Raw genomic sequence first — 12,608 nt, 5'->3', positions numbered from 1 at the left:
GGCCGCCTCAGTCAGCTTGATGATGCGACACAGCAAACCCGACGGCCGGCGTCACAGCTCGATAGTCACCTTGCCGAACAGATCGCCGGCCTCCAGACGCGCGAAGGCGGCCGGCGCGGAGTCAAGGCCATGGTGGGTGGAGTCGATGGCCGGATGCAGATCGGCATGTTCGACGAAGCGCAGCAGACGCGCGAAATCCTCGCGGGTGCCCATGGTGTTGCCCTGCACGCGAATGTCCTGGAAGAAGACGCGTGTGAGTTCGGCGCCGGGCTGGTCGCCGGTGGTGGCGCCGCAGATCGCGATCGTGCCGCCGGGGCGCACGGACTTGACCGAATGGGACCATGTGGCCGCGCCCACCGATTCGATGACCGCATCCACCTTGCGGGGCAGGCGCGCGCCCGCCTCGAACGCGGCGTCCGCGCCGAGCGCCAGCGCCTTGGCGCGCTTGTCCTCGCTGCGCGAGGTGACGAAGACCTCGAGGCCCGCCGCATGGGCAATCTGGATCGCGGCGGTGGACACGCCGCCGCCCGCCCCCTGCACCAGCACCGTGTCGCCGGGGCGGACGTCGGCCGCGCGGAACAGCAGCGAATATGCGGTCAGCCAGCTGGTGCCGAGCGCCGCGGCCTCGCCCATCGTGAGGTTGGCGGGTTTGGCGAACACATTGGCCGACGGCACGGCCACCCGCTCGCCCATCGTGCCCGGATACCGCTCGGAGAGGATGGAACGGCGCTCCCCCGGCGCGACGCCCGCGCCATCGGTGCCGACGAAGGTGTAGGGCACGACCTCGGCGCCGGCCTTGAGCCCGCCCTTGCCGGGGATGTCCTCCTCGAGCACACCGGCCGCATCGGTGCCGAGGATCATCGGGCATTGCGCCGCGGACAGTCCCACGCCCCTGAGGCTCCACAAATCGTGGTGGTTGACGGTGACCGCCTTCACCGCGATGGTGGACCAGAATGGCCGCACCTCGGGCTCGGGCATATCGCCGACCGCGAGTGCGGACAACGGGTCATCAGGATTGGTGGTGTGTGCGTATGCTGCCTTCATTGGCGCTCCTTCATCACTGCAATGGCGTTGCATCGGATTGCGACACCATCACCTTACCGCAGAACCGCACGTTTCCTTGGCTTCGTGATTCCGCGGCTTTCACCCCCTCCCCAAGCGCCGCCATGCCCCCGTTGCTGCACATACTGTGGAGAATGCCCGGTTTTGGCGGAAAGCCGCGCCAAGACCGGTATGATGTCCCTCTTGTTACAAGGAGGCTGGATGACGAGCGGATTGCTGGCGGAACTCACAGGCCCGGACGATGTCAAGGCGCTGCCGGAGGAGCGGCTGGCCGACCTGTGCGCCGAGATTCGCTACGTGCTGCTGGACTACGGCCACTGGCACGGCGGGCATATCGGCTCCAATCTGGGCATGGTGGAGGCGACGGTGGCGTTGCACCGCGTCTTCGATTCGCCGCGCGACCGGATCGTCTTCGACGTGTCGCACCAGGCCTATGTGCACAAGATGCTGACCGGGCGGGCGTGGGCATATCTCGATCCGGCCCGGGCGGACGAGGTGAGCGGCTTCACCGATCCTGCCGAAAGCGCCCATGACCAGTTCGAGCTCGGCCACACGGGCACATCGCTGTCGCTGGCCTGCGGTCTGGCGAAGGCGAGGGATATGGCGGCCGGCGCCTCGAACGGGGATGCCTCCATAGGCAATGTGGTGGCGGTGATCGGCGATGGATCGTTGAGTTCGGGCGTCGCCTTCGAGGGTCTCAACAACATCGCCGCGCAGGGCGGCAACCTCATCGTCGTGTTCAACGACAACGAGATGTCGATTGCCGGCGATTTCGGCGGCATGTACGGCCCGCTGTCCCGGTTGCGAGCCTCAAACGGCACCGCGCAGCCCAATATCTTCAACGCCTTCGGGCTGGACTACCGTTATGTAGAGGACGGCAACGACGTGCTCGCATTGGAGCGGGCCTTCGCCTCGGTGCGCGACATCGACCATCCGGTCGTCGTGCACATCCACACCACCAAGGGTCTGGGGCTGCCGCCGAGCACGGACAATACGCACGAACGCGGCACGGACAACGGCCGCGAAACTCCCGATGCGCAGATATCGGGTGATCGACCCCTCGATGTCGCGGTCAAGGGCTCCGCGCAGTCGACCGCATATGGCATATCCGGCGGTTCCGATGCCCATTCCATGCGAAACGCAGCCAACGGGTCGAACGCAGCGACCGGATATATCCCGGCAAACCGCACCGATGCCGATGCCTGCGACCTGTCGGACGCCGCACCGCATGAGGGCCGGTGCGAGGCCTCGCACTGGCAGACGCCGGACGCGCTGCTGAACCGCCCGGACGACCCACGCAAGCACTACGGCAAGATGGCGATGGCGGCGCTTGAGGCGCGGTTCGCCGCCGAACCCGGATTGGTCGTCATCTCCCCCGCCACCCCGGGTTCGAACGGCATCACCCGGGCATGGCGGCGACGGGCCGGCGCGCACTATGTGGACACCGGCATCACCGAATCCCACGCTGTGGCCTTCGCGGCCGGCATCGCCAAGGCCGGCGGCACGCCCGTCGTGGCGACGACGGCGAGCTTCTTCCAACGCGCCTACGACCAGTTCGTCGAGGAGCTGGCCATCAACCGGCTGCCGGTGACCGTGCTGGTGTTCTTCGGCGGCATATCCGGCACCGATATCACGCATTCCGGCGCCCTTGATATCCCGATGCTCGGCAACATCCCCGGACTGACCTGTCTGGCGCCGACCAGCGGCGACGCCTTCCTCGCCGATCTCACGTGGGCCACGTCGCCCGACCGCCGCGGCTCCGACGTTCCCGGACCGGTGATCATCCGTGTGCCCGGCGAGCGCGTTTTGGCTCGGGACCGGGCCTTGGCGGGGAATGACGACGGCACTTCATCGGCATCTTGCCTCGCATATCGCACCGCCCATCACGGCTCGCAGGTGGCTTTGCTGGGGTTGGGCGACGCGTATCCGCTGGCGTGCGCGGCCGCCGATCTGCTGCATACGCGCGCCGGTCTCGACGCGACGCTTATCGACCCGCGGCAATATTCCTCGCTCGACACCGACGCATTGGAAGCGCTGCGAAGCGAGCATCGGCTTATCGTCACGTTGGAAGACGGCCAGCTCGACGGTGGCTGGGGCGAACAAGTGACCGCTTGGTATGCGAATCATCGCGACGCCGCGCCCGAACGCAATCCGCAATTGCTCAATATCGGCGGCGCCAAAGCCTTCACCGACCGCGTGCCCCTGCCGGAACTCGAGCAACGATACGGCATGGCTCCCGGCGCCGTCGTCGATGCCATCGTCGCGCGCCTCGGCTAGCGCCCACATACCGCGCTGCATCCCACGGTGCTGTAATCTCCACGGTGATGTTAAACCCACGGTGCCGTAATTGCGGTTTTGGCTTATTTCCGCCATTCTTGCGATTACCGCACGGTGGGGTTTACCGCACCGTGGAGATTACAGCACCGTGGGTACGGAAAAGTTGGTGTGTTGGGTGCATGCGGGACACTACTCGTTGTTTTTGATGGCGTCGAGGGCGGGGATGCGCACGGCTTTGTTGGCCGGGCCGAAACCGGCGAGCACGCCGACGAGCGTCGAGAAGACGATGGCGGCGACGAACAGCCACCATGGGATCACGGAGATGCGTGTGACATCCTCGCCGCCGAGCAGTGCGTCGAGCCATATGTTGCCGCTTCCGCCGTCGCCGCCGTCTCCGACGCCGGTCATGCCCATGCCCGACATAAGCACGGCGAGGTTGATGCCCCACGAGCCGAGCGCGGAAACCAGGCAGCCGATGAGTCCGCCGAACAGGCCGATGAACGCGGCCTCGGCGAGAAACATCACGCGGATATCGCGCACATAGCAGCCGAGGGCCTTCATGATGCCAATCTCGCGCGTGCGTTCGGAAACGGCCATGACCATGGTGTTGGCGATGCCGATCGCGGCGACGAGGAACGCGACGGCGCCGATGCCGCCCAATGCCAGACGGATGCCGCGCGTCTGTTCCTCCATGCTTTCGCGGATTCCGTCGTAGGAAGAGGTATGGAATCCCATCGCCTTGATCTGTGCCTCGATCTGCGGCACATCCTTCATATCGGCGGCACGCACCTCCACTTGTTCGTAGGTGGCCTTGGAACCGGTTGCGCCGCCGATTTTGGCGAGTATGTCGTTGAAGTCGTCGAGCCGCACGACGAGGGAATACGAGAAACTGCCGCCATCGCCGTCGAGCACGCCGACCGGAGTGAATTCGAAGCGCTGGATTGGGCTCTGCCCTGTGCCCGTAGTGCCTCCACTCGCGCCGCCCGACGTCACGCCGACATCCTGGATGCGGTCGGGCGGCTGGTAGTTCGCACCGGTGACGACCGTGATCTTCGTGTGGAGCGGATCGAAGAACGGGTCCTCTCTCTCCACCTCGGTGCAGTTGCCGCTCGCGTCGCACATCATGCCGCCGCCGTTCATGCGGATGTTCTGCCCGTCGGGACGGAATTTGTCATAGAAGGCGTAGACGAGCTCCTGCCCGGCCAACGCCTCGCCCTTGCGCAACGGCATCCGCCCGTCCTTGAGCTTGTAGCCGACGTTCTCCAATTGGTCGGTATCGACGCCGATGACCTGCATCCACTGGGCGACGTAGCGGTCGCCCGCGCCGGCAACCATGTCGGACATGGGCAGGCTGCGCGCCGCGGCCACGCCGGAGACCCCGGCGAGCGAGCGCATCGATTCGACGGAGGCCTCGTCGATCGGTACGGCGGCCTCTTCACTGGATTGCATCCCCGTCATGCCGCCGCCGCCCGGATAGACGGTGATGACGCTCAGATCGCCCATGGAGGCGAGCGTGCGTTCGTTCTGTTCGTTGATGCCTTGGCCGATCGAGACCATCATCACGATCGAGCAGCAGCCGACGATCACGCCGAGCACGGTGAGGATCGTGCGCGACTTGCGTCTCAAGAGATTCTGCCTGCATAGTCGCAGGATGTCGCCGATACGCATATCAGGCCTTGTCGCCGGTCGCGGGCGCGGACGTGGGAGCGGCAGTCACGGAGGGCATATCGGATATCACCTGCGTCTCGGCCGTATCGGAAGCCGGTTCGGTCGCTGTCGCCGCCCCGGCCGCTTGCCCGGCATCGGCGGCGGCATCGCCGCCCTGCCCCCACTCGTCCCATTCCTCGTCGAAGTCGGCGGCCTTGGCCTTCTTCTTCCTATGCCGGCGCACCAGCACGATGACAAGGACGATCAGGCCCACACCGACCAGCGCGGCGATCACCCACACCCACCATGCCACGCCGGTCTGCTCGTCCGCGCCCATGGTGGGATCCATCGCGCCCATATCAACCGGCATCGGATCGGCGACCGGCAGCGTGATCGGGAATTCCTTGGTCTGCGGCTGCCCGTCGGAGTTCTCATAGGAGACCTTCAGCGTGGCCGACATATCGCCCGCGGCCTGCGGGGTGAAGGCGTACCCGATCTGTCCGGAGGCACCGGAGGCGATGTTGCCGAGATACTGCGTCTTGGTCACCGCGTCGAATCCCTCGCCCTCCAGCGTGGCCTCGACGTTGGAGATGTCGCCCTTGCCTTTGTTCACATAGTTGAGCGTGATCGTGGTCTCCTCGCCGCTGGTGGCGTTCTCCGGCAGCACAGGTTCGTTGACCTCGAAGCGGTCGGGCTGGGAGACGGGCACGGAGACGGTGATGGAGGACTGGTTCTGGTTGCGCGCCCCGCCGTCGACGTATTCGTATTGGAAGCCGACCGTGATCGGCTGGGCGCCGCTTTGCGCGCCCGACACCGCCTGCATCGGCACGCTTTGCGTCAGCGCGCCGCCGGCCCACAGCGCGTCGAAGTAGAAGGTGTTCGTGCCGCCGGCGATAGCGAAGCTTTCGCCGCCATCGACGGTGACGACCATATTCGAGATCGCGACGCAGCCCATGTTCTGGAAGGTGAAGGCCAGGTCGAAGCGGCCGCCGGCGGCCACGGAGGCGCCGCCGTAGGAGAAGTTCGTGATGATGACGTTGGGCACGGGCCCGGCGACGGGGGTGGAGCCGTCGGTGCCGTCCGTCGAGCCGTCGACCACCGGTTTGCCGGCGAGCGCGGGATCGGGAGTGGCGTTCGTGTCCGTCAGCGCGGCGGTGGCGGACGGGGTCTGGGATTCGGGATTCATGGTTCCGGACGAGTTGCCGCCGGCGTATGCCGTGGAAGGCGCGCACAGGCATGCGGCCGCCAGCCCGAACGCCGCGACGGCGGACAGGAAGGCGTGGCGGATGGTTCCCCGATGAGCGCGGCGCGCGATGCCATCATCAGCGCGATACGCGGCGTTGTCCCGATATTCCATGGTGTTCCCTTCTACTGGAAAATTGCATGCTGTGTGCGGTGCTGTGTTGAGTGGCGCACCGGCCGATGCGCCGAGCCGTGCGTCCCCGGGCCTTGCCATCATGCTGCTCCTTTCGCCGGTGCCCCCGCCGATCCCATGCCCACGGTGGCGCAGGAGACATGCGGCTGGTCGTCGATGATGCGGCCGTCAAGCAGGGTGACGATGCGGTCCGCGTAATCGGCCATCTGCGGGTCGTGGGTGACCAGCACGATCGTCTGATTGAGGTCGCGGGCGAAACCGCAGATCATCGACATCACGTCGGCCTTGGTCTTCGAATCGAGGTTGCCGGTGGGCTCGTCGGCGAAGACGACCTCGGGACGGGCCACGAAGGCACGCGCCAAGCCGACGCGCTGCTGCTGGCCGCCGGACATCTGGCGCGGATAATGTCCCAACCGGTGCCCGAGTCCCACGCGTTTCAGCACGGCGCGGGCGGCCGCCTCGCGGCGGACGCGCGGCACGCCGCGGAACATCAGCGGCATCGCGACGTTCTCCACGGCATTGAGGCCCGGCAGCAGATTGTAGGACTGGAAGACGAAACCGAGATGCCGCTGCCGGAAGGCGGCGAGCTCGCGCTCATCGAGGCGGGAGACCGGCACGCCGCCGATCTTGACTCCCCCGCGCGTCGGCTTCTCCATGCCCGCGAGCTGGTTGAGCAGCGTGGATTTGCCGGAGCCGGATTCGCCGAAGATACAGCAGATCTGGCCCCTGGGAATCGTCAGATCGATGCGGTGCAGCGCCACGACGGTTTCGTCGCCGACCGGATATTCCTTGCGCAGTCCGCGCACCTCGATCATCGGGCGGGGCACACTATGTTGCGGCGGCATGTCATGTGGTTGCGTCTGTGTGTCATATGCCATCGTCGGCACGCCCTTCTCCCGAGGAATGCGTTCCCTTGCGTTCCTTCGGAACCCAGCCTACACCAGCCGCGCCGCCCGCGCATCCCCAAAAGGGGAACTTCTCGTGAGCCAAACCATGGCGCCTGATATCGCCATAAGACCGTCAGCTATGTCGCGGTGGAATTATCCGGCAACCATCAAGCCGATGCAGCGGCGATCCCATTGCCTTGATGCTGCGACTCATGATGCTGATATTGCGCAAAGTGCGCGGCGCATACAGCGCGGCATCGGGGTCCACAGGCTGTCCGCCGGTGGTCGTGACACCGGCGCACCACAGTTCGGCGCCGAAGAAGAAATCATAATCCCGCGACGCGGATTCAACCACGCCTTCGATGCTTGCAGGACTGGCCAGAAGCATCGGCAGAACCGCCAGTTTGTCGCGTGTGATGCCGGCATTGTGCCCATGCACCGGCCTCAGCTCGCGTGTCTTTCCCGTTAGCAAAGCATCGAAGAACACCTTTGACTTGACGACGCTGCTCGACGAACGGTACATGCGCTGCGGAACAGTGCAATCCAATCCGCACAGATGCATGAAATGCCTTTTCTGCCAGTGCACATCCACCACAGTGCCATCGAATCCGAGGATCATATGCCGCCCGAGGAAGTCGCGTTCATAAATGATCGCCATCGGAATGAGAGAGTCGATGACATCCGATGCATCGTTGCGTCTTGCCATCGCGTCCCCTCCGAAAGAATTAAAGCCGGGAAGGCGCGAACTTCCTTCCCGGCCCCGCAATAGGAATCCATGTTTATATGGCCCTCCGCTAGGCGACCCGGCTCGCAACGGGTCTACGGGAATCTCGATCTTGCGACCGCTTCGCCCGTTCCCAAGGCTAGACGTTCCTAACGTGGCCGCCGCAGGCAGCGGCATGAACGTCACGGCAGAGGATTCCTGCGCGGTAAAGCTTTAGCTTCGGCCCGCCTTCCGACCGGAAAGAAGGGCATGGGTTAAAGCCATGCCTTCAATATATCACCGGCCATCCAAGACGTCAGCCGTCAGATGAACAAATGCGCCAACGGAATGCGATTGGCTGTAGCGATATGCCCGATTTGTGCCCGATGCAGGCGCTGCGAGGAATGAGAGACGGCGGAATCGTTGCGATTCCGCCGTTTCTGGTGACCCCGGCCGGGTTCGAACCGGCGACCTACAGATTAGAAGTCAGTTGCTCTATCCAGCTGAGCTACGGGGCCAAACTTGTTTATTTTAACGCGAGGGCCGAACGAGGGCCCGCGGGGCACACGCAGGGGAACACACGCAAGACCATACGCGGGAAGGCATACACACGGGGGTTACATGCAAGTCGTGTGCGGGTCGCGCCCGAACCACACGCGAGGTCACAAAACATCGCCGCGAACGCACAAAAGGAACGGACCGGGTTTGCCAGCGGCACCCGCCGGGCATAGGCTAAAAGGAATCCGTTGTCAGAAGGGAAATGGCATGGAAGAGTCCATCACCTACGCGCTGCGACCCACACACGCCATGCGTGGCCTGGCCTTCTCGTCGTGCGGCATCGCGCAGGCCTCCGCCGGGCACGGGGTGGGGCCGGCGATGCGCAACGCCACGATCGTGCATCTGGTGCTGTCCGGCCGCGGCGAACTGACTGCCAATGGCATGCGCTATACGCTGCGCCGCGACGAGGGCTTCGTGATCCGCCCCGACGACGGCTCGACCTACCAGGCTTCCTCCGCCGACCCCTGGTCCTACCTCTGGCTGGCGTTCACCGGCGACGACGCCGACTATTACCTCGCCGCGCTGGGTCTGGGCCGCGGCCACGACACGCTGCGCGTCAAAAGCGCCTCCGACTTCCTCTCGTTGATCGTCGACTGTCTCTCGCATGCGCACCGCACCCCCGAGGACGAGCTCAAGCTCAACGCGCTGACCTACGAGTTCCTGCACCGGCTGAGCGAGCAGATCGTCTCCGAAACCGTGCCGGGCATGTCCCTCAACTATGGCGAGATCACGCGCCGCACGCTCGATTTCATCGCCGGGCATTATCTGGAGCCTATCGGCGTGAACGAGGTGGCCGCGCGTCTCAACCTGAACCGCAGCTATCTGTCGCGCGAGTTCCGCCGCGAGTCGGGCATGACGATCAAGGATTACATCGACCGCGTGCGCGTGACCAAGGCCTCCGATCTGCTGGTGCTCACCGACATGAGCCTGACCGATATCGCGCGGCGCTGCGGATATGGTTCCGTGGAAGTGCTCACCAAACAGTTCCGCGCGGTCTACGACACGACGCCGGCGCGCTTCCGCCAGCAGCGCGAGGCGCTGCATAACGATATGGATGTGAGCTTGGGATTCCTGCAGAAGTTGTTCCCCGCCCAGTGAGACCGCCCGTCGCGGCGTGCGGCGAAACAACGCCGTTACCGCACGAAACGACGTTTTCCATGCATCTCACCCACCGTCGCCACGCCACAGTGCCACACCGATAACGTCAAAAGCGCGCCATAGCGCGGTTTTGAAGCCAAGTCACAAATATTCGCTTGCGCGCACAAAACATTGGTCGTCCGCGGTCTCCGCCTCGATCGACCGCCGATATGCTCAGGTGTCGACATTGACGATCAACGGCACCAAGGAGTCCACCAATATGTCCCCACAGCGCAAAGCCCTGCTCGCGCTCCCCTTTGGCTCGTTCGCCTTGGGCGCGGCGGAATTCGTGATGATGGGCGTGCTGCCCAGAAGCGCGGAGGACCTGTCCGTGAGCATTCCGACCGCGGGCCATTTCATCACCGCATATGCGTTGGGCGTATGCGTGGGCACGTTGTTCCTCGTATTCGGCCGGCGTGTGCCTCCGCGCACTTTGCTGGTGTTCTTCGCCGTGGTGATTCTCACGGGCAACGCCTTTGTGGCGGTCGCGCCCAATTATGCGATGATGGTCGCCGCGCGTTTCATCTCCGGTCTGCCGCATGGCGCATATGCCGGCGTTGCGGCCATCGTGGCGCGCGAATTGGCCGAGCCCGGCAAGCAGGCGCAGGCGCTGGCCCTGACATTGACCGGTCAGACAGTGGCGAATATGCTCGGCGTGCCGCTGGGCACGCTGCTGGGAGAGGCGCTGTCCTGGCGCCTAGCCTTCGCCTTCCTCGCGGTGTGGGGCGTGGTGACGGTGGTGATGCTGCTGCGCTATGTGCCGAAGATGCCCACCATCCAGGACGCCGGTCTGCTCGGTCAGTTCAAGTTCCTTAAGAAGCCGGCTCCGTGGATGATCATCTTCGCCGTGCTGCTGGGCAACACCGGTATCTTCTGCTGGTGGAGCTATGTCTCGCCGTGGCTGACGGCCGAGGGCGGCTTCGCCGATTGGGCGCTGCCCCTGATGATGGCGGTGGCGGGACTGGGCATGGTGTTCGGCGGCATGGCCGGCGGGCGCCTGTCCGACCGCTGGCGCACGGGTGGCGCGGCGGCCGTGGGACAGGCCATCTCCTGCATCGGCCTAGTGGCCATCGCGCTTATCGGCGGCTCCCCCATCGCCGTGGGCGCGCTGGCCTTCGTGTGCGCGTTCAGCATGTTCTTCGTCAACGCGCCGCAGCAGTTGCTGATGGTGCAGCAGGGCGAGGGAGGCGGCGAGATGATCGGCTCGGCGCTGGTGCAGATCGGCTTCAACCTCGGCAATTCCTTCGGCGCGGCCATCGGCGGCGCGGTGCTGGCCGGCGCCGGCATGAACTACCGCCTCTCCTCCGCGGCCGGCATTCCCTTCACCTTCGTCGCGGTGCTGCTGCTGGCGCTGTTCTCGTGGCGTCACGAGCGCTCGGCGGCGCAGAAGGGCTGACGGTAATCGAAGAATGGTTGGCGCCCCGCCATTTCTTTACGGTTGTAAAGTTGCGCGCCTCGTTCAGGCGTAGTCGGGGATGACCATCATATTCGGCTGGATGAAACAGGCGATGAGCGTGCCGGTGATGCGGTCGAGGTCGTCGTCATTGAGACGTCCGATCTTGACCGCCTCGCGTTGCCTGAGGTCCAGGGCACGCATTTGCTCCACCTGCACGTAGCCATCCAGTATGCCGCCTTCGATTTCCTCGCAACGGACGGGCGTGAACGGAAGATGCAGTTCGAAGTCCGGCCTTCCGTGGGAGATGGCCAGCACGACCGTCAGCGTGCATCCGCGGTTGAAATCGTCGTTGCTGACCACCACGCACGGCCTGCGCTTGCGCTGTTCGTGGCCTTTGGATGGGTCAAGATCCACCATGAGCACGTCGCCGTAATGCCAAGAGCTCATAACGCCTCGTCTCCCACAGTGGATCCAAAAGCGTCTTCCTCGGCTTCATAGGGCTTCTGCCGTCCATGCAGCAGGTCGCTCAGTTTGGGCACACGGATGATGCGAACGTCCGTGATGGGCCTGAGCACGATGGCGCCGTCCTTGACGGTCGCCTCCACGCGCGAGCCGTCCGCCATGCCCACTCGTTCGCGCAGCTCCTTGGGCAGGCGCACGGCCTGCGCATTGCCCCACTTATTTAATGTCAATGTCGCCATATCAGCCTCCTTCGCAATGTATATACAAGTATACACATCCGCGTGCGTGACGCGGTTTGGATGAGCGCTTTTAAACGAGTCGGCACGCTTGCGACATACGCAAGCCACTGATATGGCTGAGGGCCTTGGAAATACGGCTCCAAGGCCCTCAGCCATATCATATATTCGCGGAGCTACGCGCCGCGACCTCACTTGTCGAAACGCGCGCCCTCCGGACGGGACTTGGCGACATAGAGCGCGATGGTCAGCACCGCGCCGATGGCGAGCAGCACGCCACCCGCCATCACGCCGGAGAAGGCGCCGCCATCGGTGGCGGAGCTATTGCCCATGTAATGCTCGAGCGCGAAGTCGGCGACGAACTGGCCCGCGTAGATGAACGCCGAGGGCAGCAGCACGAACCATCCGGAGCGGTTGGAATCATGCAGGCGGCGCACGCCGAGCGACAGGTTCGGGATGATCGTGGCGACCAGCCAGATCAGTCCGGCGATGCCGAAGCCCTCGCCAATGCCCGGCACCTTGGTCAGCACGCTCAGCACAGCGGTGACGACGCCGACGAACAGCCAGGCCCACCAGTATTCGGAGCGGGAGGCACGGCCGGAGAAGGTCGCGTATTTCCTGAAATACCGGCCGATGGCACCACCCAGGCCGATGCCGTAATACGGCTTGTCGATCGGCGGAACGACGGAAGCAAGGTTGAGGTTGGAGGTGGTCATAGCCCCTTCTTTCTCCTATGGAGCCGTCTGAGGGCGGCTCATCCAAGCCCATTGTCACGCGCGGCGTTCGCCCCGGACGGGCATCCGGCCTCGGATATACCCCAAAAAGGTAGTTCCACCCTCCGGCGGCATCCGGTCACGGCGGAGGAAGA

At 64.7% G+C, this 12,608-nt stretch carries 11 protein-coding genes and 1 tRNA gene; 3 read left to right on the top strand and 9 right to left on the bottom strand.

Annotation, left to right across the window (positions count from 1 at the left end; genetic code table 11):
• Window positions 1–51: 51 nt before the first annotated feature.
• Window positions 52–1,044: a zinc-binding dehydrogenase gene (locus AC1AUD_RS09465; RefSeq protein WP_476574096.1), complete on the bottom strand. Its 993-nt coding sequence runs from the start codon at window positions 1,042–1,044 to the stop codon at window positions 52–54.
• A gap of 219 nt (window positions 1,045–1,263) precedes the next feature.
• On the opposite strand from AC1AUD_RS09465, the gene AC1AUD_RS09460 reads away from it, so the two are divergent.
• Entirely contained in the window at window positions 1,264–3,339 is a 2,076-nt protein-coding gene (locus AC1AUD_RS09460) for a 1-deoxy-D-xylulose-5-phosphate synthase (protein WP_476574095.1), read from the top strand.
• A gap of 189 nt (window positions 3,340–3,528) precedes the next feature.
• Here AC1AUD_RS09460 and AC1AUD_RS09455 read toward each other — a convergent pair whose 3' ends face one another.
• The 5 genes from AC1AUD_RS09455 to AC1AUD_RS09435 form a co-directional block, all read right to left on the bottom strand.
• Window positions 3,529–5,007, bottom strand: a complete 1,479-nt coding sequence (locus AC1AUD_RS09455) for an ABC transporter permease (protein WP_476574094.1) — start codon at window positions 5,005–5,007, stop codon at window positions 3,529–3,531.
• A gap of 1 nt (window position 5,008) precedes the next feature.
• Window positions 5,009–6,343 carry a COG1361 S-layer family protein gene (locus tag AC1AUD_RS09450; RefSeq protein ID WP_476574093.1) on the bottom strand — a complete coding sequence of 445 codons (1,335 nt, stop codon included), beginning with the start codon at window positions 6,341–6,343 and terminating at the stop codon, window positions 5,009–5,011.
• Window positions 6,344–6,441: 98 nt separating this feature from the next.
• The gene (locus AC1AUD_RS09445; RefSeq protein ID WP_476574136.1) at window positions 6,442–7,188 is read right to left on the bottom strand and encodes an ABC transporter ATP-binding protein; all 747 of its coding nucleotides are present in this window, start codon (window positions 7,186–7,188) and stop codon (window positions 6,442–6,444) included.
• Window positions 7,189–7,381: 193 nt separating this feature from the next.
• On the bottom strand, window positions 7,382–7,954 hold the full coding sequence (locus AC1AUD_RS09440; protein WP_476574092.1) for a PBECR4 domain-containing protein: 573 nt from the start codon (window positions 7,952–7,954) through the stop codon (window positions 7,382–7,384).
• Between the two features lie 438 nt (window positions 7,955–8,392).
• A tRNA-Arg gene (locus AC1AUD_RS09435) sits at window positions 8,393–8,469 on the bottom strand.
• A 247-nt stretch (window positions 8,470–8,716) separates the two neighbouring features.
• Here AC1AUD_RS09435 and AC1AUD_RS09430 point away from each other — a divergent pair.
• Together AC1AUD_RS09430 and AC1AUD_RS09425 are read left to right on the top strand one after the other, a co-directional pair.
• Window positions 8,717–9,607, top strand: a complete 891-nt coding sequence (locus tag AC1AUD_RS09430) for an AraC family transcriptional regulator (RefSeq protein WP_476574091.1) — start codon at window positions 8,717–8,719, stop codon at window positions 9,605–9,607.
• A 259-nt stretch (window positions 9,608–9,866) separates the two neighbouring features.
• Window positions 9,867–11,042 (top strand): MFS transporter, encoded by a 1,176-nt coding sequence (locus AC1AUD_RS09425; protein ID WP_476574135.1) that lies wholly within the window; start codon window positions 9,867–9,869, stop codon window positions 11,040–11,042.
• Window positions 11,043–11,105: 63 nt separating this feature from the next.
• On the opposite strand, the gene AC1AUD_RS09420 is transcribed toward AC1AUD_RS09425, so the two are convergent.
• From AC1AUD_RS09420 to AC1AUD_RS09410, 3 genes are all read right to left on the bottom strand, one after another.
• Window positions 11,106–11,489, bottom strand: a complete 384-nt coding sequence (locus AC1AUD_RS09420) for a type II toxin-antitoxin system PemK/MazF family toxin (protein WP_476574090.1) — start codon at window positions 11,487–11,489, stop codon at window positions 11,106–11,108.
• Window positions 11,486–11,743: an AbrB/MazE/SpoVT family DNA-binding domain-containing protein gene (locus tag AC1AUD_RS09415; RefSeq protein ID WP_476574089.1), complete on the bottom strand. Its 258-nt coding sequence runs from the start codon at window positions 11,741–11,743 to the stop codon at window positions 11,486–11,488. The genes AC1AUD_RS09420 and AC1AUD_RS09415 overlap by 4 nt, the downstream gene beginning before the upstream one ends.
• A 188-nt stretch (window positions 11,744–11,931) precedes the next feature.
• Window positions 11,932–12,456, bottom strand: a complete 525-nt coding sequence (locus AC1AUD_RS09410) for a DUF805 domain-containing protein (RefSeq protein WP_476574088.1) — start codon at window positions 12,454–12,456, stop codon at window positions 11,932–11,934.
• Between the last annotated feature and the right edge of the window lie 152 nt (window positions 12,457–12,608).

The sequence above is a fragment of the Bifidobacterium sp. LH_730 genome, assembly GCF_056355835.1.
The sequence above is the reverse complement of the archived record's forward strand: the minus strand, read 5'-3'. Positions and strand labels throughout refer to the sequence as shown.